Below are 22189 nucleotides of genomic sequence, written 5' to 3' on the forward strand. Positions count from 1 at the left end.
ATGGAGGCGCATTATAGGGAGTGAATTCGTTCTGGCAACCCCTCCCCTGCAATAAAATTGCAAAAAACTGCACTTTTTTAGTTATTCATATCCAAGCACAGCTTTTATACAAACTTATCCACAGAAACCAGCACCGAATTGCTAGAATGGCCGAAAACAAGGAGGCCAAGATGGACTTGCGACTGAGACCTTACAAGGGAAAACGCCCGCAACTGGGCAAACGGGTATATGTAGACCCCTGCGCCACCCTGGTGGGCGATATCCAGCTGGGTGACGATGCCAGCATCTGGCCCATGGTGGCCGCCAGAGGGGACGTCAACCATATCCGCATCGGTGCCCGCAGCAACATTCAGGACGGCACAGTGCTGCACCTGACGCGCAAGAGTGCCAGCAACCCGGCCGGCTATCCGTTGTTGATCGGGGAAGATGTCACGGTCGGCCACAAGGCGATGCTGCATGGCTGCACCATCGGCAACCGGGTCTTGGTCGGCATGGGTGCCATCCTGCTGGACGGGGCCGTGGTCGAAGATGATGTGATGATCGGTGCCGGTAGCCTGGTGCCACCGGGCAAGCGACTCGAGGCCGGCTTTCTTTATATGGGCAATCCCATCAAGCAGGCGCGCCCTCTCAAGCCGGCCGAGATCGCCTTCCTCAAAACCTCGGCCGACAACTATGTCCTGCTCAAGGACGAATACCTGCAAGAGGTCTGAATCCAGATAGTCACAAACAGGAAGCCCGGCATGAGGCCGGGCTTCGCTTTTTATATAGCTATATAGGTGTCGATGACGACTGACAGGGGATCAGTGGGCCTGATCCCAGTTGTCACCGGTGCCTGCTTCGACCACCAGCGGCACATGCAGCTCGGCGGCGGCTGACATCTTCTCCTTGATGATGGCAATGTACTCCTCCAGCTTCTCTTCGCGGATCTCGAACACCAGTTCATCGTGCACCTGCATCAGCATGCGGATCGACTGGTCTTCAACCCCGCGGATCCAGCCATCCACGTTGATCATGGCGCGCTTGATGATGTCGGCGGCCGTACCCTGCATGGGGGCGTTGATGGCGGCCCGTTCGGCCGCCTTGCGCAGACCGGCATTGCGCGACTTGATGTCCGGCAGATAGAGGCGGCGACCAAACAGGGTTTCGACATAGCCCTGGGCTTCCGCCTGCTGGCGGGTGCGCTCCATGTACTCCAGCACGCCCGGGTAGCGCTCGAAGTAGAGATCCATGTACTTCTGCGCCTCGGCACGGCCGATCCCCAGCTGCTTGGCCAGACCGAAGGCGCTCATGCCGTAGATGAGGCCGAAGTTGATCGCCTTAGCGCTGCGACGCATGTCGCTGGTCACCGCATCAAGTTCAACCCCGAATACCTCTGCGGCGGTCGCCTTGTGGATGTCCTTGCCCTCGGCGAAAGCGGTCAGCAGCCCCTTGTCACCGGAGAGGTGGGCCATGATGCGCAGCTCGATCTGTGAGTAGTCCGCCGCCACCAGCTTGTAACCGGCGCACGGGATGAAGGCCTGCCGAATGCGACGCCCCTGTTCGTTGCGCACCGGGATGTTCTGCAGGTTGGGGTCGGTGGACGAGAGCCGCCCGGTCGCCGCCACCGCCTGGTGATAGGAGGTGTGCACCCGCCCGGTCTGCGGCTTGATCATCAGCGGCAGCTTGTCGGTGTAGGTGGATTTAAGCTTGGCCAGACCACGGTGCTCCATCAGCAGACGCGGCAGCTCATAGGTCTCCGCCAGCTCAGCCAGCACCTCTTCCGCAGTGGATGGCGCTCCCTTGGGGGTCTTTTTGATGATCGGCAGTCCCAGCTTGGTGAAGAGGATCTCCCCCAGCTGCTTGGGCGAGGAGAGGTTGAACTCCTGCCCGGCCAGCTCGTGAGCCTGCTTCTCCAGCTCTGCCAGCCGCACTTCGATCTCCTGGCTCTGCTGATGCAGCAGCTTGGGCTCGATGGTGGTACCGAGTCGCTCCATCCGCGCCAGCACCGGCAGCAGCGGCAGTTCGATCTCGCTGAACACCTTGGCGAGACCCGGCTCCGCAGAGAGCTTGCCCCACAGCGCCTGATGCAGACGCAGGGTGATGTCGGCATCTTCCGCCGCGTAGGGGGCCGCCTGCTCCAGTTCAATCTGGTTGAAGGTGAGCTGCTTCACCCCCTTGCCGGCGATCTCTTCGAACGAGATGGTCTCGACGTTCAGATACCTGCGGGCCAGCGAGTCCATGTCGTGACGGCTGGCGGTGGAGTTGAGCACATAGGACTCGAGCATGGTGTCATAGGCGATGCCCTGCAGCTCGATACCGTGATTGAGCAGCACGTTGCGATCGTACTTGAGGTTCTGCCCCACCTTGAGCCGGGCCGCATCTTCCAGCAGCGGTTTGAGCTTGCCGAGCACCATGGCCTCGGTCAGCTGTACCGGCGCCCCCAGATAGTCGTGACCGAAGGGCACGTAGGCCGCCTTGCCCGGTTCGATGGCAAAGGAGACGCCAACCACCCGCGCCTCCATATAGTCGAGACTGGTGGTCTCGGTGTCGAAGGCAAACAGCGGCGCCGCCTGCAGGCGTGCCAGCCACTCATCAAATTCGGCCTCATCCAGAATGCAGCGGTAGTCGGTTTCGATGGCGGCAGCCGGGGCGGCGCCTTCCTCATCACCCTCGGCGCCGCTCTCCTCGCCACCGGACTCCAGCTCTTTGATCAGGTTGCGCAGCTCATACTCGCGATAGACCGCCAGCAGCGCCTCCTTGTCGATGGGGCCGAGCTCCAGCTCTTCCAGGCTCTGCTCCAGCGCCACGTCGGTCTTGATGGTGGCCAGCACATAGGAGAGGCGCACCTGCTCCTCCTGCTCGCGGAACTTGTCGGCAAACGCCTTGGAGCCGCGAAAGCCGAGGGCAGCGACCTTGTCGAGGTTGGCGGCGATCTCGTCGATGCTACCGATCCCCTGCAGCAGGGCCAGCGCGGTCTTCTCGCCGACGCCGGTCATGCCGGGGATGTTGTCCACCTTGTCTCCCATCAGGGCCAGGTAGTCGATGATGAGCTCGGGCGGTACACCGAACTTCTCGATCACCCCTTCCCGATCGGTCTTCACATCTTTCATGGTGTCGATCAGGGTGACATGGTCGGAGACCAGCTGCGCCATGTCCTTGTCCCCCGTGCTGATCAGCACCGGCAGCTGTTTCTCGGTCGCCTGGCGGGCCAGGGTGCCGATCACGTCGTCCGCCTCCACTCCCTCCACCATCAGGAAGGGGAAACCCATCGCCTTGATCATCTGGTGGATGGGGGCCACCTGGCTGCGCAGATCATCCGGCATGCTGGCCCGGTTGGCCTTGTATTCGGGATAGATGTCGTCGCGGAAGGTCTTGCCCTTGGCATCGAACACCACGGCCACATGGCAGTCGGGGTACTGCTTGCGCAGGCTGCGCATCATGTTGGCCATGACGCGGACGGCGCCGCTCGGCAAACCGGTCGAGGTGCGCAGATCGGCCTGCTGAGAGGCAAAGAAGGCGCGGTAAAGATAAGAGGAGCCGTCGACCAGAATAAGGGGATTGCTAGGGGCCATGAAATCGTCCTGCCAGAGATAAACAGCCGCTAGGATGCCACAGGGCCCCCCTCACACCAAGAGGGGGGGTGACCCGGCCGAGGGCTCCTCATCGACTGCCACTCTGTGGATAACTCTGTGCTCAAAAATGGAGTGATTGATGAAGCACAGTGAAACCACTGTGGATAAAAAATGAAAATCGCATATATAACAATGATTTGAGATCGTTAAAACCGATCGCCAGACCGTTGAAATGATCTCGATCAATGTGGAAAAAGATTTAAGGGAGTAAACGCGGCAGGATCCGAAACGAAACAATCCTAGCACAGCAAGATGACTTGACCAGCGGAGGACGAACGATAACCATACAAAAGTACAACAATCCATCCTGGCTCACATTTTCAACAACGAGGAGTCTGTCATGAAAAAAGTGGCCGTGATCTTGAGTGGCTGTGGCGTCTTTGACGGGGCCGAAATCCACGAGGCCGTGATCAGTCTACTGGCACTGGCCCGTCAGGGAGCAACGGTTCAATGCTTCGCGCCCAATGTTCCGCAGCTCCATGTCGTCAACCACCTGAGCAGGGAAGTGAGCGAGGGAGAGAGCCGCAACGTGCTGGTCGAGGCAGCCCGCATCTGCCGCGGCCAGATCAAGGACGTGGCAGAGCTGGATGCAGCCGACTACGATGCCCTGCTGGTGCCGGGCGGCTTCGGCGCCGCCAAGAACCTGTGCGACTTCGCCATCAAGGGAGCCGAGTGCCAGATCCAGCCGGATGTGCTGAAGGCCTGCCAGAGCTTTGCCAGGGCCAACAAGCCGGCGGCTTACATCTGCATCGCGCCAGCCATGATTCCGCTCATCTACGGCGCCGGCACCCTGGCCACCATAGGCCACGACGAGGGCACCGCCAACGCCATCGAGGCGATGGGGGGCAGCCACCTCAACTGCCCGGTCAACGAGTTCGTGGTGGATCAGGAGCGCAAGGTGATCTCCACTCCCGCCTACATGCTGGCCAGCAATATAGTGGAAGCCGCGGACGGCATCGAGAAGACCGTCAAGCAGCTGCTGGCACTCTGATTGCCAGCCTGACCCAAACAAACGGGCCGCTCATGGAGCGGCCCGTTTTCAATTCTCGCGTATAGCGACGGATTAGATGCTTTCGCCCATCTGATCCATCTTGCCCAACAGGGCACGCAGACGCTCTTGCCAGGCAACGTGCTCGTTGCGCAGCTGATGGTTCTCGTCTTGCAGCTTGCTGTTCTGCTCTTTCAGCTCGTCCAGCTCCATCTTCAGCAGGGAGATGTTGTCGACGGCGGATTGTACTTTGGATTCGAGTTGCTCAAGGACTTCTAGTGACATATGCATACCTGTATGTTCAATTGCGATGCCCCACAGAGGGCGATTCAAGCGCGTGAAGCCAGCATACCCTGATGGCATCGGCACAAACAAGCCGGTGCGCTGTAAAATGCGCCTTCCATGGATGTATTGACTAAATATGCGTCTATTTTTCTCGCATCCTGCGCCGGGGCCACGGCTGGGTCCGCACAAGCCGCCATTGCGCCCGATCTGCTCCCCTATTCACATCAACCGGACGCCTCAGCCATGCAGGGCGATATAGGCCCCCAGCAGCAGACAGGCAACCCCGTACATCAGCAGGCCGTAGAGCAGGTTGCCGCGCAAAATGGCCCCGGCACTTAGGTTGTAACGGGAGGCCAGCGCCAGGTTGGAGCCGGAGAGCGGGCTGGTGCCGGTGGCCAGCCCCCACCCCAGCAAAAAGGTCATGCCGAGCAGGCTGGGATCCGGCGCCAGCGGCCACAGCAGCGGCGCCAGCCCGGAGATGCTGATGAGCGGGTGTACTCCGACGATGGCCACCAGCAGGATCAGCAGCAGGGTGAGCGAGGCCTCCAGCCAGCCGAAGTGATGGAAGAAGGGCAAGCCGTGGCCGCCGCCCAGCTCGAGCACCGACAAGGCGCTGTTGATGCCGGCAGCCAGCAGGCCGGCCCCCAGAAACAGCACAATCTGACCGCCGATGGCGGGAAAGCGCTCCACCACCTGCCGCTTGAGGGCAGGGCCTCGCCCCGCGCTCGGCATAAAGGCAAACGCCAGCAGTGGCGCCACCAGGGCGATCACCGCCAGGATGCCGAGATCCGGCCAGATCTGCTTGATCAGCAGCACCAGCCCGGCCAGGGCGACCGGCAGCCCCAGGGTCTGCAGCCGCAGCGGGTAGCCGGCAAAATCCGCCCCCCCCAGCCGCTCCACCTGCCAGGCGGTCAACCCCATCGCCAGCAGGGTCGCCACCAGCCCGAACGGCAGGATCTGCGACAGCTGCAGACCGGGGGCATAGGTGAGCGCCACCGCCATGGCGACGAAGAAGGGGGACCAGAAGGCCGCGGCACAGAAGATCCGGCTCAGCACCAGTACCTGACGCCGCTCCAGGGTGCCGCCCCGTTCCAGCCGATCGCCGATGATGAACAGCACCGAGAGGTTGATGACGGCCCCCAGCAGGTTGAGGCTGGCCATGGTGCTCCACAGCCCCTTGCGCCCTTGCCATGAGGTGGTGCCGGTCAGCAGGCCCGAGGTGGCGAGATTGAGGGTGCTCACCGCCGCAAACATGGTGAGCATGTTGATGTTGGGCAGCAGCCAGTCCGCCGGCCGGAGGCTGGCGCCTTGCCAGCAGGAGAAGATCAGCAGCGCCAGTGCCGCCCCGTACAGGGCCAGCGCCTGACGGCGCGCCGCCCCCACCAGCCAGGGCCAGGTGAGCAGGGAGGCTCCCCAGGCGGCGATGGCCGCCGGCCAGGGGGAGAGCCCCAGATAGAGGTGCAGCAGGTTGAGCAGCCACATCCCCAGGATCAGATAACCCGACCAGCGCTTGGCCATCGACTCGCCTCGGTCAGGGGATCAGAGACACTGATCCATGTCCAGCGACGGCTTCTCGCACTCCGGACGGCCCACGATCTTGGCGGGCACACCCGCCACTGTGGTGTGCGGCGGCACCGGGTTGATCACCACGCTGCCGGCGCCGATCTTGGCGCCCATGCCCACCTCGATGTTGCCGAGCACCTTGGCGCCCGCCCCAATCATCACCCCTTCCCGGATCTTGGGATGGCGATCGCCGCTCTCCTTGCCGGTACCACCCAGGGTGACGCTCTGCAGAATGGAGACATCGTCCTCGATCACCGCCGTCTCACCCACCACTATGCCGGTGGCGTGGTCAAACATGATGCCCTTGCCGATGCGGGCGGCCGGGTGCACGTCCACCCCGAACACCACGGAGATCTGGTTCTGCAGGTAGAGCGCCAGCGAACGACGCCCCTGGCGCCACAGCCAGTTGGCAACCCGATAGCCCTGCAGGGCGTGGAACCCCTTGAGATAGAGCAGCGGGGTGGAGAAGAGATCGACCGCCGGGTCGCGCTCCTGCACCGCGCAGATGTCGGCGGCGACCATGGTCAGCAGCTCGGGCTCGCTGCGCAGGGCCAGCTCGATCACCTCGCGCAGGGCGATGGCGGGCATGGTGGCGCTGTCGAGCTTGTTGGCCAGCTGGAAGCTGAGGGCCGAACGCAGGTTCTTGTGATTGAGAATGGTGGAGTGGAAGAAGCTGGCCAGCATGGGCTCTTCGGTCGCCATGCTCGCCGCTTCTTGCTGAATTTTTTGCCAGGTTCTGGCAACCAGATCATCCATGTTGCAGCCTACTGTTGTTCTGAGGGAGTGCCTTGCTGTTCCTTGTGCACCACGGAGATGGGGTCCATGTGGATGATGACATCCATGCGCTCGAATGCCTGACGAACCGCCAGTTCGGCTTCATCGGCAATCTGATGGGCCTTGACCAGAGGGAGCTGATCGTCCAGTTCCAGATGCAACTGCACGAAGCGGGTCGGACCGGACTGGCGGGTGCGCAGATCATGCACCCCGTGTACACCTTCGACGGCACAGCAGAGGGCCATTATTCTCGCTTGTTCCTCGGCTGGCAACTGACGATCGAGCAGCGCCTGCACCGATTCATAACCGATGTGCAACGCCCCCCACAGCAGGAACAGCCCGATCAGGATGGCAAAGAGGCCGTCGGCCCAGTACCAGCCCTGCCCCGCCAGCACCAGTGCCAGCAGCACGCCGCCGTTGAGCAGCAGATCGGAGCGGTAGTGCAGCATGTCGGCCTTGATGGCCACGCTGTTGGTCTTGCGGATGACGAAACTCTGGAAGCTGACCAGCAGCAGAGTCAGCACGATGGAGCCACCGCTGACCCACAGACCCGCCTCGAGCCGCTCCAGCGGCGCCTGCTTGAGCAGGGAGGAGATGCCGTGCATCACCAGCAGCAGCGCGGAGCCCGAGATGAAGGCTGACTGGATCAGCCCGGCCAGCGACTCCGCCTTGCCGTGACCGAAGCGATGCTCGTCGTCGGCCGGTGACAGGGCATAACGGATGGCCAGCAGGTTGATGATGGAGGCGCTCACATCCATAAAGGAGTCGGTGAGGGAGGCCAGCAGGCTCGAGGAGTCGGTCATCAGCCAGGCGATCAGCTTGCCGGTGATCAGCAGGGTAGCGGTGGTGACGGCGGCCATGCTGGCCAGCGTCACCCAGCGGGAATATTGTTGATGGCTCAAAACCGACTTTCCTCTTGCGGTTAAAAATCTATTATACCCTGACCCCTGCGCCAGTCTGGCGCGAAAAATCAGCGGAATGACTTCAGATGCACAAAATACTCCTGGTCGACGACGATCTCGAGCTGACCCAGTTGCTCACCGAAATTCTGACCCTGGAAGGCTTCCAGGTGACCGTCGCCGAGGATGGCGAAGAGGGGTTGCAGCGGCTGGCCGAACAGCACTTCAACCTGGTCCTGCTGGACGTGATGATGCCCAAGCTCAACGGCTTCGCCATGCTGACCCGGCTGCGCAAGACCCACGACACCCCGGTGCTGATGCTGACCGCCCGCGGCGACAGCCAGGATCGGGTCAACGGTCTGGAGGCCGGGGCCGACGACTACCTGGCCAAGCCGTTCGATGACCGGGAGCTGCTGGCCCGGGTGCGTGCCATCCTGCGCCGCACCCAGGGCAGCCAGCCCCAGCGCGGCGGCAGTTCGGACGAGGTGCGCTTCATGGATCTGGTACTGCAGCCCGGCCTGCAGCAGGCCAGCTGCCACGGCGATCTGCTGGAGCTGACCGCCACCGAATTCGGCCTGCTGGAGTGCCTGTTGCGCAACCCGGGCCAGATCGTCAGCAAGAGCCAGCTCTCCGAGTTGGTGCTCGGCAAGAAGCTGGAGCCCTTCGATCGCGCCATCGACATGCACCTGAGCAACCTGCGCAAGAAGCTGCCTGAGCGCACCGACGGCCAGCCCCGCTTCAAGACGGTGCGCGGCCGTGGTTACCTGTGGCTGGAACAGGCATGAGAACGGCCCGCACCTTCAACGGTCTCTCCACCCAGATCTTCCTCTGGTTCTGGTTCATGCTGTTGCTGGTGGTGGCCGCCGTGGTGATCCTGCCGACCCTGGATCCCCGCAACATCATCCCGCTGCCGGCCCACGAGATCGCCCGCCTCAACAACAATCTGAAGGCGCTGCAGAAGGGGGCGGACCCCACTCAGGATTTCGATCTGGCCCAGGCCATCGACGCCGCCGGCCTGCTGCCGGTGGACAACATCTACCTGCGCGATGCCAAGGGACAGATGCAGTCCAGCACCCGCCTGAGCAAGTTCGTGGTCCGTTTCATGCTCGATTCGGACAACCCGGCCAAGCCCATGCTGGGCAGCGAGCACAAGCGGGCCATCGCCGGCCCCTTCCAGATGGAGCATCGCGGCCAGATCTACCACGTCTACTTCGGCCTCAACGTCGAGAACTCCTATCTGTTCCTGTTCATCCAGATCCTGGATCACCCGATCCAGATCCTCGGCATCGCCATGCTGGTCAGCACCCCGCTCTGCCTGCTGCTGGCCTGGCGGCTGACCCGCCCCATCCTGCAACTGCAGCAGTCGGTCTCCCAACTGGCGGAGGGCAATCTGGAGGCGCAGATCCCCAACCTGGGGCGGCGGGACGAGATAGGCCAGCTGGCGGATCACGTCAGCCACATGGTCGATACCCTCAAGAACATGATCCAGAAGCAGAAACAGCTGCTCTCCGACATCTCCCACGAGCTGCGCAGTCCGCTCACCCGCATCCAGCTGGCGCAGGCGCTGATCCGCCGCAAGCAGGGTGACAGCAACGAGCTGGCCCGGATCGAATCGGAGATAGGCCGGCTCGACAAGCTGATCGGTGACCTGCTCGATCTGTCGCGGGTGCAACAACATGTGGAGGCGCCGGTGGTGATGCCGTTGGCCGACCTGCTGGAGCCCATCCTGGACGACGCCATGTTCGAGGCAAATCAGAGCGGCAAGCAGCTCCGGCTGCCGCCGCTGCCCACCGACTCCCTACGGATGTGGCCCGATCTGCTGGCCAGGGCGCTGGAAAACCCGCTGCGCAACGCGCTCAAATATGCCCGCGAGTTCATCAAGGTGGACTGGTACCGGGAGGGTCGGGAGTGGGTGATGACCATCCGCGACGACGGCCCCGGCGTACCGGTGGAGCAGCAGCCGCAGCTGTTCCTGCCCTTCTTCCGGGTGGATGACGCCCGCAACGCCAAGACCGGCGGTACCGGATTGGGGCTGGCCATCGCCGCGGAGGCCATCCTGCGCCACGGCGGCACCATCCGCGCCAGCAGCAACCACCCGGCCGGGCTGACCATCACCATCCGCCTGCCCATCGGCTGAGCAGGCCCTTTTCATCCGCCCGGGCGCTGGGTATGCTGGCGCCCTTTTCGCCCCATCAGGACGCCGTCATGCTCGACATCGTGCTCTACCAACCGGAAATTCCGCCCAACACCGGCAACATCATCCGCCTCTGTGCCAACACCGGCTATCGGCTGCACCTGATAGAGCCGCTGGGGTTCGAGTGGGATGACAAACGGGTGAAACGGGCGGGGCTCGACTATCACGAGTTCGCCGAGGTGAAGCGCTGGCCGAACTTCGAGGCCTTCCTGGCGGCGGTGGCGCCGACGCGGGTATTTGCCTGCACCACCAAGGGGCGCACCGCCCATTCGGCAGTGCAGTTTGCCGCCGGGGATGCCCTGTTGTTCGGGCCCGAGAGCCGCGGCCTGCCCATCGAGATCATCGAGAGCCTGCCGTTCGAACAGCGGCTGCGCATCCCCATGCTGCCCCAGAGCCGCAGCATCAATCTCTCCAACGCGGTGGCGGTATTCGTCTACGAAAGCTGGCGCCAGCTGGGCTACCCCGGTTCGCTGCAGGTCTGAACCGGACCTGCCTGGCTAGATAGCGGGCTCAGGAGGAGGCCTGCTGCGCCTCCCCCGCCTCGTGGGGTGAGTGGAGCAGCCGACCATCGCGCTCCAGCTGCCAGCAGAGCCAGCCCAGCGTCAGTCCCCGCCCCGCCATCAGGGCCGCCATCGCGGCCCACAAGGCCGCCACGCCCCAGCCCTGACAGAGCCACCAGACCGGGAAGAAGCCGCCGAGGGCCGCCACCAGCATGCTGTTGCGCATCTCCCGGGCCCGGGTCGCCCCGATGAAGACCCCGTCCAGCAGGAAACACCAGACCGCCAGCAGCGGCATGGCGATGAGCCAGGGCAGCTGCGCGTTGGCCGCGGCGATCACCGCCGGCAGATCAGTGATGTACCCAATCAGGCGGCGGCCCCCCAGCGCAAACAGCAGGCTGAAGCCCAGCGCAATCAGCAGCGCCCAGCCGAGGTTGAGGCCGATGGCCTCCCGCAGTCCCTGCCGATCCCGACGTCCGATGGCGCGCCCCACCATGGCCTCCACCGCATAGGCGAAGCCGTCCAGCCCGTAGGAGATGAGCATCAAAAAGTTGAGCAGCACCGCATTGGCGGCCACCGCCACGTCTCCCAGCCTGGCCCCCTGCAGGGTCATGAAGGCGAAACAGAGCTGCAGGCAGAGGGAGCGGATGAAGATATCCCGGTTCAGGGCCAGCAACCGCAGCAACGCGGGCCACTGGCGCCAGCGCTGCCAGGCCCCCTGCCACGCCGTCGGCGCCAACCGACGCAGGTGACGGCTCACCAGCCAGAGTCCCAACCCGAGCGCGCTGTAGTCCGCCAGCAGCGAGGCGCCAGCGACCCCCTTCACCTGCCAGCCCAGCCCCAGCACGAACCAAGCATCGAGCCCCATGTTGACCAGGTTGGTGAAGATCAGCAGCAACATGGGGCTGCGCGCATCCTGCATGCCCAGCAACCAGCCCATGATCACCAGGTTGCAGAGCGCCGCCGGAGCGCTCCAGATCCGTACCGAGACGTACTCGGCGGCATAGTGCTGCACCTCGGCGGAGCCGCCGCTGAGGGCGATGAGGGTGGGGAGCGACGGCAGCAACAGCAGCAACAACGCCAGCCCCAGTGCGATGGCGAGACCCAGCGCCCTGGCCAGGGTGTCGAGCTGGCCGGCCGGGCTGCTGGCGCCATGGGCCTGGGCGGTCAGGCCGGTGGTGGACATCCGCAGGAAGCCGAGCAGCCAGAACAGTAGGTTGATGAGGGTGGCGCCGACCGACACGCCGCCGAGGAACCAGGCCTGGCCGAGATGACCGATCACCCAGGTGTCCACCAGTCCCAGCAGTGGGGTGGTGACATTGGAGAAGACCATGGGCAGGGCGAGGGCAAACACGGCGCGATGGCGCCGCCCGTCTCGCCACCAGACGGGGGTCAACATGCCGGAGGACGTCCGTTGCTCATCACTATTCGCCATCCAGCCGCACTATCCTGGCAAAGTCCGACACCATGCTCGCCATCACCACCCTGGGCACCCCGTCCTCGCTCAGACGAGGGCGAAACACGGCCTCCAACTTGCCGGCCGGATTGATCAGCACGATGGAGGCGGAGTGGTCGATCAGGTAATCCTTCTCCCCCTGATCGGCGATGGAGTAGATGAGCCCCAGATTGCGCACGAAGGGAAACAGCTTGTCGTGGGGGCCGGTCGCCGCCTTGAACTCCGGGTTGAAGAAGGCGGTGTAGGTCTTGAGGCGGGCCACGTCGTCCCGCTGGGGATCCGCCGAGATGAACACCACCTGGCTGCTCGGAGCGATCTTCTTCAGCTCGGGATAGACGGAACGCAGGTCCGCCAGGGTGGTCGGGCAGATGTCGGGACAGAAGGTGTAGCCGACGAACAGGAAGGTCCAGTGGCCGGTCAGGCTGGCCGGCACGAAGGGCTGACCATCCTGATCGGTGAAGGCAAACGGATTGATGTCCCGCCCCGCCGGGTAGTAGTCGGCGTGCTCGGGCAGGGAGGGCTGGCTCCAGTAAAAACCGCCCATCATGCCCCCGACCAGCAGCAGAAACAGCAAGGGGTAACGTGGTTTCACCATAAAAAACAAACTCTTTACGTCGACATGCCCGCCAGCCGGGCCCGAATGAAAGGGCTATTGTAACCCAGTGAGCACCGGGCCGGTCACTCCCTTGTCACGGTTGCCCGTTCGCTGGCCAACTTTGGTCAGAAGATGACGCCAGGGCCTGCAAAGCGACGCCGGATCGCCCAAAACGACAGCCCCACCGGGAGGTGGGGCTGTTGCAACGGGGTCAGGGATGTTGTCGGCGCCGCTCGTGCAGGCGGCGGCTCGAGGCGCGCAGCGGGATGACAGGAGCGGTCCAGAGATCATCGGCCAACCCCTGCTCGTGATGGCTGTGAAACAGGCGCACCAGGCGGACGATCTTGTCCTTCGGGCACCCCAGCCAGATGGTCCAGCAGGCGCCCTTGTGGTGCACCCAGAGCGCGTAGAAACGGGTCATCCGGTTACCCTTGATGAAACGGGTGATGGAAGAAACGGGCGATGCCAGACCCGGATCCCATGGCGAGCTTGAAGCCATACCTGTCCTCCTTGATCAACAGGTCACGTCGACCGGCACCGTCCACCACCGCAAGGGGCGACCCGATGTCTGCCGCGTGTCGACTGCGCGAGTGTGCCGCTGTTGTGCCGACTGCCGGCGCCCTGCTGGCCACTCTCCCTTCTATCCCGCTGACGCCTCTGCCCCCGGGCGAGGCACACATGCTGCCTGCACCGGGCGCGAAGCGCTTGTTATTCCCTGCTACCCTCGGGGTTCCTGCCACCAGCGACGCGAAGCTGCGCGTCTTGCCGAGCATCGGGGAGCGGCTCACGCCAGTGAGCCAGCCTTACCAAATGATATATCTGAAATGAATCGCCTGCGGCGAGCGCCCGCAGACAAAAATGCCGGGTATCAGGATCTGATTGAAATCACGGGGAAAGGAGCGCAGAAACAACAGGGCCTCCCATGGGAGGCCCTGTTGGCACGGATTACATCCAGTCGGCGTTGCGAATGACACCGACCGCCAGTCCCTCGATGGTGAGGTGCTGGCTGGCGAGATCCACTTCGATGGGGGAGAGCTCTTCGTTCTCCGGCAGCAGCCACACCTGGCTGCCCTTGCGCTGGAAGCGCTTGACGGTGACATCCTCGTCGAGCCGCGCCACCACCACCTGACCGTTGCGTACCTCCTGGGTCTTGTGCACCGCCAGCAGGTCGCCATCCAGAATGCCAATGTTCTTCATGCTCATGCCCTGTACCCGCAGCAGGAAGTCTGCCCGCGGATGGAACAGGGCGGGATCCACCTGGTAGTGGCTCTCGATGTGTTCCTGGGCCAGGATGGGCTCGCCGGCAGCCACCTTGCCGATCAGCGGCAGACCGCTCTCTTCCAGCTGCTCTTCCTCTTCGAGCAGCAGGCGGATGCCGCGGGACGTGCCCGGCATGATCTCGATGACCCCCTTTTTGGCCAGGGCCTTCAGATGTTCCTCGGCCGCGTTGGCCGACTTGAAACCAAGCTTCTGGGCAATCTCGGCGCGAGTCGGCGGCATGCCGGTCTCGTTCATGTTCGCCTTGATCAACTCCAGCACTTCGGCCTGGCGGGGAGTAAGGGGTTTCATAGCATGGGCACCTGTCTTTTTATACAGCACACTGGCAGTATATACAGTGCAGTGGCCAAGGCAAGCCGCAGCTGACATTTGTCGCGGCCCTCTGTTCATTTGCCATGGTTTTTATCCCGCGCAGCCGACTCATCGTACCTCTCGGCGACAAGCAGTCGGTGATTTGCTATGCTCACGCCGCATTTTTTTGGAGAGCAGACGCACATGTCCCTTGGACAGAAGATTTCCAGAGCCATCTTGCAATGGCCGGTCAGCGGCTTGGTCAATCACAAGAGCCTGCCGGAAAACCCCATCACGGAACTCAAGCTGGATCCGGCCAGACCCATCGTCTATGCCCTGAAGACCAGCTCGATCACCGACCTGATGACCCTGCAGCAGTGCTGCGAGGATCTCGGTCTGCCCGGCCCCTTCACACCGCTGGAGCTGAACGGCCAGCTGCTGCCGCGCTATGTCTGTCTGGATCGTCCGCCTCCCCTGTTCGGCAAACGCAGCAAGCCGCTCCCCTTCCTGCAGGAGTTCCACCAGTTGCTGGATTTGCACAAGCAGGATCCGGCGCTGGACATCCAGGTGGTGCCCGTCACCCTGTTCTGGGGCCGTGCCCCGGGTCGGGAAGGCGAGGAGGCCTCCGGCTGGAACATCATCAGCAGCCTGGCGCCGAACCGCCTCAAGAAGGCGCTGATCGTGATCCTGAAAGGACGCGAGAACCTGGTGCGCTTCTCTCCGCCGCTCTCCCTGCGCTATATGGCGGACAAGCACGGCACCGACGAGGCCATCGCCCACAAGCTGGCGCGGGTGGCCCGCACCCACTTCAGCCGCCAGCAGCTGGCCGCCACCGGGCCCAAGCTGCCCAACCGCAACCTGCTGTTCAAGCAGCTGCTCGACTCTGGCGTGATCCAGCAGGCCATCGAGGAGGAGGCCCAGCGCGAGGGGATCAGCCTCGATAAAGCCCAGAAACGGGCTCACGGCTACATGGACGAGATCGCCTCCAACTTCTCCTACCGGTTGATCCGGCTCGGCGAGAGCTTCCTCGGCTGGCTGTGGAACAAGCTCTATCGCGGCCTGTCGGTCAACGGCGCCGAGAAGGTGCGCCAGCTAGCCCAGGAGGGTCACGAGATCGTCTACGTGCCCTGCCATCGCAGCCACATGGACTACCTGCTGCTCTCCTACGTCATCTATCACCAGGGCATGGTGCCGCCCCACATCGCGGCCGGCATCAACCTCAACTTCTGGCCGGCGGGCCCGATCTTCCGCCACGGCGGCGCCTTCTTCATCCGCCGCACCTTCAAGGGCAACCCGCTCTACAGCACGGTATTCCGGGAATACCTGAACCTGCTGTTTGCCAAGGGCTACTCGGTGGAGTTCTTCACCGAGGGCGGTCGCTCCCGTACCGGTCGCCTGCTGCCACCCAAGACCGGCATGCTGGCGATGACCCTGCAGGCCATGATGCGCGGACTGGATCGGCCGCTCACCTTCGTCCCCGTCTACCTGGGTTATGAGCACGTGATGGAGGTGAACACCTACCACAACGAGCTCAAGGGCAGCCGCAAGGAGAAGGAGAGCTTCCTGCAGGTGCTCGGCATCCTGCGCAAGCTGCGCAACTACGGCCGCGGCTTCGTCAACTTCGGCGAGCCGCTGACCCTCAACAGCTACCTCAACGAACACGTGCCGACCTGGAAGGAGCACATCGGCGAGGAGGAACGCCCCGAGTGGATGGCAGGCACCGTCAACCAGCTGGCCGAGCTGCTGATGACCCGCATCAACGGCGCCGCCGCCGTCAACGGCCTGACCCTGAGCGCACTGGCGCTGCTGGCCGCCGAACGCCACGCCCTCACCCGCGACGAACTGCAGGCCCAGCTCAACACCTATCTGGACCTGCTCAAGCAGGTGCCCTACAGCCCGCACAGCACCATGCCGGCCGAGGATGCCAAGACCCTGCTGGATCAGGCGGTGGAGCTCAACAAGTTCGAGGTGAGCGAGGACAAGCTGGGGCAGATCATCAGCCTGGACCGCTATCAGGCGATCCTGCTGACCTACTACCGCAACAACATCCTCCATCTGTTCGCCATACCCTCGCTGGTGGCGGCCCTGATCGAGCGCTGCGAGGGGATCTCCCGCAGCGAAATCGTTGCCCGCTGCATCGACATCTACCCGCTGCTCAAGACCGAGCTGTTCCTGCGCTACGAAGAGGATGAGCTGCCGGAGCTGATCGATGCCCTGCTGGCCGAACTGCAGCGCCAGCAGCTGATCGAGGCCCGCGATGGCGGCTTCTGGGTCAATCCGGTCAACCAGACCCGCCTGCTGCTCTTGGCCGAGAGCATTCAGGAGACCCTGCAACGCTACGCCATCGTGCTGACCCGGGTGCTGGCCCAGCCCCACATCGAGGCGGAGCAGCTGGAGGCGGACGGCCTGATGATGGCGGAGCGCCTCGGCACCCTGCACGGCATCAACGCCCCCGAGTTCTTCGACCAGAAGTTGTTCAGCACCCTGATCCACACCCTGCGCAGCGAAGGCTATCTGGATCCGGGCTGCAAGCCGGATCTGGGCCGCTTCCAGGCGCTGGCCGACAACATAGTGCCACTGCTCAGCACCAAGATCCGCCGCACCATTCAGGCGGGCAACCGGACCTGAGCAGGTACACACCCATGAAAAAGGCCGCATGTTGCGGCCTTTTTCATTGGGGAAAACGAGTTCACAGGTAGTTGATCACCACCCCTGCGAAGATCAGCGCCCCCACGTAGTTGTTGTTGAGGAACGCCTGGAAGCAGGCTTCCCGCGCCCGCTCCCGGATCAGCCGCTGCTGATAGACGAACAGCGCCGCCGCCGCCAGCAGCGACCAGTAGTAGCTGGATCCCAGCTCGCTCAGCTGGCCCACCAGCAGCAGGATCAGCAGGGTCAGCAGCTGCAGCGCGCCGATGATCCGCTTGTCGTGGCGGCCGAACAGGATGGCACTCGACTTGAGACCGAGCTTGAGGTCATCATCCCGGTCCACCATGGCGTACTCGGTGTCGTAGGCGATGGTCCACAGCAGGTTGGCGAGAAACACCAGCCAGGCCACGGCCGGCAGGGCGTTGGCCTGGGCCGCGTAGGCCATGGGAATAGACCAGGAGAAGGCCATGCCGAGCACCAGCTGGGGGATCGGGATATAGCGCTTCATGAAGGGGTAGCAGACCGCCAGCAGCAGGGCCGCGAACGACAGGCCTATGGTGAGCGGGTTCATGGTCAGCACCAGGGCGAACGAGATGAGCGCCAGCACGGCGAACAGCGCCAGTACCTCCCGCGGCTTGACCTTGCCCATGGGCAGCGGCCGGCCGGCTGTACGCTTCACGTGACCGTCGAAGTTGCGATCCGCATAGTCGTTGATGACGCAACCGGCGGAGCGCATCAGAAACACCCCCACCACGAACACCAGCAGGGTCCAGAGATCCGGCAGGCCATCGGCCGCCAGCCAGAGCGCCCACAGGGTCGGCCACAGCAGCAGCAGGGTACCGATGGGCTTGTCGATGCGAGCCAACTGCACGTAGGCCAGTCCCCGCTCCTTGGTTAACAGATTCACTCCAGCTCCTTGTTGCATGACAGAGAGGGCAAGAAGAGTTCATGGACCAGCAGTGGCCATTGCCCCAGAAACAGACGGGAACGGCGTCCCCACACGATGCCGGCCGGGCACCAGGGATTGCTCGCAATCTCGAAACAAGCCAGTTGCAGGTGATCGCGCCGGGCAGGCTCGTCACCGAAGATACGCTCACCCAGAGGCTGCTCGCCCAGCTCGCGTAAGCCGCTGTCAGGCAAGGCAGCCTCGGCGAACAGGGTCCAGCCCAGCAGGGCCGGCCCCCGATCACCGTGCAGGATCACCTCGCGGCACAGGCCAGCCGGATGATCGGCGGCCACCAGCTGCTGCTCGTCGGCATCGAGGGGGACGCTGCGGTTGCCGAGCAGTTGCACCGAAAAGTGGTGATTGTGGCGACGCAGGCGCCGGGTCATGGAGTCCGCCTCCAGCAACCAGGGCAGCAAGGCCTCGGGCGGCTCGCACTGCGCGGGAGTCCGCCAGGGCTCCAGCCGGACAAGGGGAACAGTCAACTCGGACTTCACAGCTTCACCATCCGGAGATTTCCGTTATCAGGTTAAAATCCGGTTTATTATCCGTAAATCAATCGAGAATTGTAAGAACATCCGTGCTTGACGGCCCCGATGGCAACATCAAAAATGGGGTATCTCTTGCTGATGAGCCATCCATATGAAGCTATTCAAATTTCTGTTGGTGTTGTTGCTGAGCTGCGGTGCACTCCAGGCCTATGCCTCCGAAGGGGGGGAAGCACCCGCAGAAGGAGAAGCGGCGGCGGCCAAGCCGGGATTCCTCTACCACCTGCTGGATCCCGACATCATCACCAACTACCTGAGCGACGGTAAAACCCTCGGCTACGTCCGGGTGACGGTGGAGCTGATGGCCGAGAACGAGGCCGACCTCAAGCTGCTGGAGCAGCATGACCCCCTGATCCGCGACGCCATCATCCGCCTGATGGGCAGCAAGACCGCCGATCAGATCAAGTCCCTGGTCAGCCGTGAAGACCTGCGCAAGGAGTGCGAGACCCGGGCCAACGAGCTGCTGGTGAAAGAGAGCGGCAAGAAGGCGATACGCGAGCTCATCTTCACCAAATTCCTCTATCAGTAAGGTCCCCTCATCACGAGCGGGCCATGCGATCATCCGGGCCCGCTCGCTGTTTTAGAAATGAAAATTGATTACACTAGGGCCCACTGAGTTGTCGAGGTAGTCGGAATGGGCAACAAGACCCTGTGTGAATGGCGTCGCAGCGAGATCCCGGCCGATCTCAAGACCCTGCGCAAAATCGTGCGCAAACCCAAGTTCGTCTGCGGCAAGTGTGCCCGCAGCGCCAACGACAAGAGCTATCTGTGTCAGCCGCTGCGGTTGAAAGAGAAAGAAGCCTGACCGGCTATTGATCGGTCCAGCCCTGGCGCCCCTGCTCGAACAGCCGGCGTGCCTGGACGTCGTTGGGGCAGACCCCGCGGTACTCCTCACCGGAACGGCCCGCCAGATAGAGATGTTCCGGCCGGCAGTACCAGGCCAGCCCTTTCTGGTGTCCCTGTTTCCACAGCTCGGCATCCACCTTCTCGCCGCACTGGGCCTGATGGAACTCGACCCGCTCGGCGGTGAGGCCCAGCTTGCCATCCGCCTCCCCCACCTCGCTCCACACCTTCTCGCACGGATCATCCGAGTGGGAGGCACAGCCCCCAAGCAGGGCGGCAAACACTATCACCGAGAGTCGCATAGTCATCCTTGAGTGTCGTTTGGGCAGTTCATTCTAGCCAGCCCGCCGCCGGCCTCCAAGTGCCCGCCCCCATTCCTGTGAGCCGCCCAAAAAAACAGGCGGGCCCGAGGCCCGCCTGTGTATTCAATACGCGGATTACTGGTCGTCGAGAGGGTCATCGTCCTGCCAGCTCTCGTCTTCCCATTCATCCAGCTCGTCCTCCCAGGATTCCGGCTCCCACTCGTCGTCGAGGTCGTAATCCGGCTTGTGTCCACCCATGCTCATTCTCCTTGGATAGTGCACCCGCACTCAAAGTCTATCCAGAAAAATGGAGCTCGCCAGTCAGCGGGAGTTCAAAGTTTGACCAGGGTGCGGCCAGCAATCTTGCCCTGGGTGATGGCCTCGGCGGCCTCCACCACCTGCTCCAGTCCGATCTCGGTCACCGCCTGCGCGAAGAAGCTGGCGGGCAGATCCCGGGCCAGTCGCTGCCAGGCCAGCTGGCGACGTGCCAGTGGGCACATCACCGAGTCGACCCCTTGCAACCGCACGTTGCGCAGGATGAAAGGCATCACGCTGGTGGGCAGATCGAAACCACCCGCCAGACCGCAGGCCGCTACGGCGCCGCCGTAGTTCATCTGGGCCAGCAACTTGGCCAGCACCTGACTGCCGACACTGTCGATCGCCCCGGCCCACAGCTGCTTCTCGAGCGGCTTGGCAGGCTCCAGCAGCTCGCTGCGCGGCACGATGCGGCTGGCACCGAGCGCGGTCAGCATCTCGCCCTGCTCCTCGGGACGACCGGTCAGCGCCGCCACCTGATACCCCAGCGCGGCCAGCAGTGCGACCGCAGTGGAGCCCACCCCGCCGGCGGCGCCGGTCACCAGGATCTCGCCGCTGTGCGGGGTCACTCCCGCCTCTTCCAGCGCCAGCACGCAGAGCATGGCGGTCAGGCCGGCGGTGCCGATGCACATGGCCTGGCGCTCATCCAGCCCGGCCGGCAGCGGCACCAGCCAGTCGGCCTTGACCCGCGCCTGTTCGGCCATGCCGCCCCAGTGCCCTTCCCCCACACCCCAGCCGGTCAACACTACCTTGTCGCCCGGCTGATAGCGGTCGTCGGCAGACTCGAGCACGGTACCGGCGAAGTCGATGCCGGGCACCAGCGGCCACTGGCGCACTATCTTGCCCTTGCCGGTGATGGCCAGCCCGTCCTTATAGTTGATGGAGCTGTAACTCACCGCCACCCGCACTTCTCCTTCCGGCAGCTGGCTCTCGCCCAGCCGGGTGAGGGTCGGTACCGTCTTGCCTTCTTGGTTTTCCAGTAACAGAGCCTTGAACATGGTTGCCTCTTTGATGAGTGTGAAAAGGATCAGCTGCTTTGCCGCTTCTGCAGCTGGAAGTCGAGGGTCAGCGCCGAGCCCATGACGGGTTCACCGGCCAGCTGACGCAAGATGAGATCGGCCGCCTCCTGCCCCATCCGCTGATAGGGGATGCGGACCGAGGTGAGGGCCGGATAGCAGGCCCGCGCCACGTCCAGATCGTCGAAACCGGCGATGGCGAGTTTGCCCGGCACGTTCAGGTGGCGGCGCTGACATTCGAACAGCACCCCGGCCGCCAGCTCGTCGTTGACGCAGACCAGCGCATCCAGTTCGGGCCAGCGCAGCAGGAACTCCCCCAGCATGGCCGCCCCCGTGCTGAAGCTGGGCCGCTCCGAGGTGTTGATGATGGCGTCGGGGGAGAGGTAGTTATCCAGCAGTGCCTTCTGCCAGCCCTGCATGCGCTGCTGCAGCATCCACTGCTCCTGGCGGGCGCAGAGAAAGCCGATATTGCGGTAGCCGCGCTCGATGAGGTGGCGGGTCAGCTGATAGCCGGCATCGAAGTTGGAGACCCCGACGTTCATGTCGATGGGGCTGCGGGCCATGGCCCCCACCTCCACCACCGGCAGGCGGGCCGCCTTCAGCCGCTGGCGGATGGTCTCGCCGGGATCGCTGCCAAACAGCACCACGGCCGCCGGATTGTGCTGCAGAAAGCTGGTCAGCAGGCTCTCTTCCTGCTGTTTGAGGTGCTGGGCATCCCCCAGCATGATCTGGTAACCCTCCCGGCGCAGGCTCTGCTGCAGCCCGGCGATCACCTCGCCGCAGCCGCAGTCGGTCAGGCTGGGCACGATCACCACTATGGTCTGGGAGGTGGCGGATGCCAGCGCCCCCGCCGCCCGGTTGGGGATATAGCCGAGTTCATCCACCGCCGCCTCGATGCGCTCGCGCATCTTGTCGGATACCAGCTCGGGGGTACGCAGGGCGCGCGACACCGTCATGGCCCCCACGCCGGCCAGCTGGGCCACATCGTTGAGGGTCACCCGACCCGTGCTACGGCGTTTCTTCGCTTCTGACATCCTTTCCCTTCCTCGGCATACGGGTGCTCACTTTAAGGCAAAAGCGGGGCACTGACTATTTGCTCAAACCGGATTTTACCCCCTTTGAGGCCGACAAGGGGCAGGATGAAT

Annotated in this window: 23 protein-coding genes; 8 read left to right on the plus strand and 15 right to left on the minus strand. The window is 63.5% G+C overall.

Translation table 11 applies throughout. The features are described from left to right. Positions 1-170: 170 nt before the first annotated feature. A complete protein-coding gene (locus tag AB5Y98_RS00450) occupies positions 171-710 on the plus strand; it encodes a gamma carbonic anhydrase family protein (protein ID WP_010635500.1) in 540 nt (179 codons plus the stop codon). A gap of 90 nt (positions 711-800) precedes the next feature. Here AB5Y98_RS00450 and polA read toward each other — a convergent pair whose 3' ends face one another. Beyond that, the gene (gene polA / locus AB5Y98_RS00455) at positions 801-3551 is read right to left on the minus strand and encodes a DNA polymerase I (RefSeq protein WP_336291838.1); all 2751 of its coding nucleotides are present in this window, start codon (positions 3549-3551) and stop codon (positions 801-803) included. A 400-nt stretch (positions 3552-3951) separates the two neighbouring features. On the opposite strand from polA, the gene elbB reads away from it, so the two are divergent. Continuing rightward, complete coding sequence (gene elbB, locus AB5Y98_RS00460; protein WP_368231049.1) at positions 3952-4602, plus strand: isoprenoid biosynthesis glyoxalase ElbB; 651 nt, start codon at positions 3952-3954, stop codon at positions 4600-4602. A gap of 72 nt (positions 4603-4674) precedes the next feature. On the opposite strand, the gene AB5Y98_RS00465 is transcribed toward elbB, so the two are convergent. The 4 genes from AB5Y98_RS00465 to AB5Y98_RS00480 all read right to left on the minus strand — a co-directional run bounded on the left by AB5Y98_RS00465 (position 4675) and on the right by AB5Y98_RS00480 (position 8123). After that, positions 4675-4884, minus strand: a complete 210-nt coding sequence (locus tag AB5Y98_RS00465) for a cell division protein ZapB (RefSeq protein ID WP_005307594.1) — start codon at positions 4882-4884, stop codon at positions 4675-4677. A gap of 237 nt (positions 4885-5121) precedes the next feature. Continuing rightward, on the minus strand, positions 5122-6402 hold the full coding sequence (locus tag AB5Y98_RS00470; RefSeq protein WP_368231051.1) for a hypothetical protein: 1281 nt from the start codon (positions 6400-6402) through the stop codon (positions 5122-5124). Positions 6403-6423: 21 nt separating this feature from the next. Further along, a complete protein-coding gene (gene cysE / locus AB5Y98_RS00475; RefSeq protein WP_005307587.1) occupies positions 6424-7203 on the minus strand; it encodes a serine O-acetyltransferase in 780 nt (259 codons plus the stop codon). 8 nt (positions 7204-7211) lie between these two features. After that, a complete protein-coding gene (locus tag AB5Y98_RS00480; protein ID WP_010635505.1) occupies positions 7212-8123 on the minus strand; it encodes a cation diffusion facilitator family transporter in 912 nt (303 codons plus the stop codon). An 86-nt stretch (positions 8124-8209) separates the two neighbouring features. Between AB5Y98_RS00480 and AB5Y98_RS00485 the strand changes: the two genes are divergently transcribed. The 3 genes from AB5Y98_RS00485 to trmL all read left to right on the plus strand — a co-directional run bounded on the left by AB5Y98_RS00485 (position 8210) and on the right by trmL (position 10796). Continuing rightward, a complete protein-coding gene (locus AB5Y98_RS00485; RefSeq protein ID WP_010635506.1) occupies positions 8210-8905 on the plus strand; it encodes a response regulator in 696 nt (231 codons plus the stop codon). Continuing rightward, positions 8902-10257, plus strand: coding sequence for an ATP-binding protein (locus AB5Y98_RS00490; RefSeq protein WP_005307577.1), 1356 nt, complete (start codon positions 8902-8904; stop codon positions 10255-10257). Before AB5Y98_RS00485 ends, AB5Y98_RS00490 begins: the two co-directional genes overlap by 4 nt. Before the next feature lie 68 nt (positions 10258-10325). Then, positions 10326-10796, plus strand: a complete 471-nt coding sequence (gene trmL, locus AB5Y98_RS00495) for a tRNA (uridine(34)/cytosine(34)/5-carboxymethylaminomethyluridine(34)-2'-O)-methyltransferase TrmL (RefSeq protein WP_005307574.1) — start codon at positions 10326-10328, stop codon at positions 10794-10796. Between the two features lie 28 nt (positions 10797-10824). Here the strand turns inward: trmL and AB5Y98_RS00500 are convergent, their stop codons facing one another. The 4 genes from AB5Y98_RS00500 to lexA all read right to left on the minus strand — a co-directional run bounded on the left by AB5Y98_RS00500 (position 10825) and on the right by lexA (position 14431). Then, the gene (locus AB5Y98_RS00500; RefSeq protein ID WP_368231053.1) at positions 10825-12246 is read right to left on the minus strand and encodes an MATE family efflux transporter; all 1422 of its coding nucleotides are present in this window, start codon (positions 12244-12246) and stop codon (positions 10825-10827) included. After that, a complete protein-coding gene (locus AB5Y98_RS00505; protein ID WP_005307570.1) occupies positions 12236-12862 on the minus strand; it encodes an SCO family protein in 627 nt (208 codons plus the stop codon). The genes AB5Y98_RS00500 and AB5Y98_RS00505 overlap by 11 nt, the downstream gene beginning before the upstream one ends. 211 nt (positions 12863-13073) lie before the next feature. Continuing rightward, positions 13074-13361 carry a hypothetical protein gene (locus AB5Y98_RS00510; protein WP_216988823.1) on the minus strand — a complete coding sequence of 96 codons (288 nt, stop codon included), beginning with the start codon at positions 13359-13361 and terminating at the stop codon, positions 13074-13076. 446 nt (positions 13362-13807) lie between these two features. After that, on the minus strand, positions 13808-14431 hold the full coding sequence (gene lexA / locus AB5Y98_RS00515) for a transcriptional repressor LexA (protein WP_005307564.1): 624 nt from the start codon (positions 14429-14431) through the stop codon (positions 13808-13810). A 204-nt stretch (positions 14432-14635) separates the two neighbouring features. Between lexA and plsB the strand changes: the two genes are divergently transcribed. Continuing rightward, the gene (gene plsB / locus AB5Y98_RS00520) at positions 14636-17059 is read left to right on the plus strand and encodes a glycerol-3-phosphate 1-O-acyltransferase PlsB (protein WP_368231055.1); all 2424 of its coding nucleotides are present in this window, start codon (positions 14636-14638) and stop codon (positions 17057-17059) included. A gap of 61 nt (positions 17060-17120) precedes the next feature. Here plsB and ubiA read toward each other — a convergent pair whose 3' ends face one another. After that, positions 17121-17984, minus strand: a complete 864-nt coding sequence (gene ubiA, locus AB5Y98_RS00525) for a 4-hydroxybenzoate octaprenyltransferase (protein WP_017783657.1) — start codon at positions 17982-17984, stop codon at positions 17121-17123. Further along, entirely contained in the window at positions 17981-18517 is a 537-nt protein-coding gene (locus tag AB5Y98_RS00530) for a chorismate lyase (protein WP_005307556.1), read from the minus strand. The genes ubiA and AB5Y98_RS00530 overlap by 4 nt, the downstream gene beginning before the upstream one ends. A gap of 145 nt (positions 18518-18662) precedes the next feature. On the opposite strand from AB5Y98_RS00530, the gene AB5Y98_RS00535 reads away from it, so the two are divergent. Further along, positions 18663-19097 (plus strand): flagellar basal body-associated FliL family protein, encoded by a 435-nt coding sequence (locus tag AB5Y98_RS00535; protein ID WP_005307553.1) that lies wholly within the window; start codon positions 18663-18665, stop codon positions 19095-19097. 105 nt (positions 19098-19202) lie between these two features. After that, positions 19203-19373, plus strand: coding sequence for a hypothetical protein (locus AB5Y98_RS00540; protein WP_005307551.1), 171 nt, complete (start codon positions 19203-19205; stop codon positions 19371-19373). Between the two features lie 4 nt (positions 19374-19377). Here the strand turns inward: AB5Y98_RS00540 and AB5Y98_RS00545 are convergent, their stop codons facing one another. From AB5Y98_RS00545 to AB5Y98_RS00560, 4 genes are all read right to left on the minus strand, one after another. Next, a complete protein-coding gene (locus AB5Y98_RS00545; protein ID WP_010635514.1) occupies positions 19378-19713 on the minus strand; it encodes a DUF2799 domain-containing protein in 336 nt (111 codons plus the stop codon). A 135-nt stretch (positions 19714-19848) separates the two neighbouring features. Next, complete coding sequence (locus AB5Y98_RS00550; protein WP_005307545.1) at positions 19849-19971, minus strand: hypothetical protein; 123 nt, start codon at positions 19969-19971, stop codon at positions 19849-19851. 74 nt (positions 19972-20045) lie between these two features. Then, positions 20046-21026, minus strand: coding sequence for an MDR family oxidoreductase (locus AB5Y98_RS00555; RefSeq protein WP_211027824.1), 981 nt, complete (start codon positions 21024-21026; stop codon positions 20046-20048). Between the two features lie 29 nt (positions 21027-21055). Beyond that, positions 21056-22078, minus strand: a complete 1023-nt coding sequence (locus AB5Y98_RS00560; protein WP_017766511.1) for a LacI family DNA-binding transcriptional regulator — start codon at positions 22076-22078, stop codon at positions 21056-21058. Positions 22079-22189 lie beyond the last annotated feature (111 nt).

Source organism: Aeromonas sp. s3 (assembly GCF_040907805.1).
GTDB lineage: Bacteria > Pseudomonadota > Gammaproteobacteria > Enterobacterales > Aeromonadaceae > Aeromonas > Aeromonas dhakensis.

Coding starts and splice junctions, on each gene's coding strand:
- AB5Y98_RS00470 (WP_368231051.1), bottom strand. CDS start 6,402: ATGGCCAAGCGCTGGTCGGGTTATCTGATCCTGGGGATGTGGCTGCTC.
- AB5Y98_RS00450 (WP_010635500.1), top strand. CDS start 171: ATGGACTTGCGACTGAGACCTTACAAGGGAAAACGCCCGCAACTGGGC.
- AB5Y98_RS00560 (WP_017766511.1), bottom strand. CDS start 22,078: ATGTCAGAAGCGAAGAAACGCCGTAGCACGGGTCGGGTGACCCTCAAC.
- trmL (WP_005307574.1), top strand. CDS start 10,326: ATGCTCGACATCGTGCTCTACCAACCGGAAATTCCGCCCAACACCGGC.
- AB5Y98_RS00555 (WP_211027824.1), bottom strand. CDS start 21,026: ATGTTCAAGGCTCTGTTACTGGAAAACCAAGAAGGCAAGACGGTACCG.
- lexA (WP_005307564.1), bottom strand. CDS start 14,431: ATGAAACCCCTTACTCCCCGCCAGGCCGAAGTGCTGGAGTTGATCAAG.
- AB5Y98_RS00550 (WP_005307545.1), bottom strand. CDS start 19,971: ATGGGTGGACACAAGCCGGATTACGACCTCGACGACGAGTGGGAGCCG.
- AB5Y98_RS00540 (WP_005307551.1), top strand. CDS start 19,203: ATGGGCAACAAGACCCTGTGTGAATGGCGTCGCAGCGAGATCCCGGCC.
- AB5Y98_RS00535 (WP_005307553.1), top strand. CDS start 18,663: ATGAAGCTATTCAAATTTCTGTTGGTGTTGTTGCTGAGCTGCGGTGCA.
- elbB (WP_368231049.1), top strand. CDS start 3,952: ATGAAAAAAGTGGCCGTGATCTTGAGTGGCTGTGGCGTCTTTGACGGG.
- polA (WP_336291838.1), bottom strand. CDS start 3,551: ATGGCCCCTAGCAATCCCCTTATTCTGGTCGACGGCTCCTCTTATCTT.
- AB5Y98_RS00505 (WP_005307570.1), bottom strand. CDS start 12,862: ATGGTGAAACCACGTTACCCCTTGCTGTTTCTGCTGCTGGTCGGGGGC.
- AB5Y98_RS00545 (WP_010635514.1), bottom strand. CDS start 19,713: ATGCGACTCTCGGTGATAGTGTTTGCCGCCCTGCTTGGGGGCTGTGCC.
- AB5Y98_RS00465 (WP_005307594.1), bottom strand. CDS start 4,884: ATGTCACTAGAAGTCCTTGAGCAACTCGAATCCAAAGTACAATCCGCC.
- AB5Y98_RS00490 (WP_005307577.1), top strand. CDS start 8,902: ATGAGAACGGCCCGCACCTTCAACGGTCTCTCCACCCAGATCTTCCTC.
- plsB (WP_368231055.1), top strand. CDS start 14,636: ATGTCCCTTGGACAGAAGATTTCCAGAGCCATCTTGCAATGGCCGGTC.
- AB5Y98_RS00510 (WP_216988823.1), bottom strand. CDS start 13,361: ATGGCTTCAAGCTCGCCATGGGATCCGGGTCTGGCATCGCCCGTTTCT.
- AB5Y98_RS00485 (WP_010635506.1), top strand. CDS start 8,210: ATGCACAAAATACTCCTGGTCGACGACGATCTCGAGCTGACCCAGTTG.
- cysE (WP_005307587.1), bottom strand. CDS start 7,203: ATGGATGATCTGGTTGCCAGAACCTGGCAAAAAATTCAGCAAGAAGCG.
- AB5Y98_RS00500 (WP_368231053.1), bottom strand. CDS start 12,246: ATGGCGAATAGTGATGAGCAACGGACGTCCTCCGGCATGTTGACCCCC.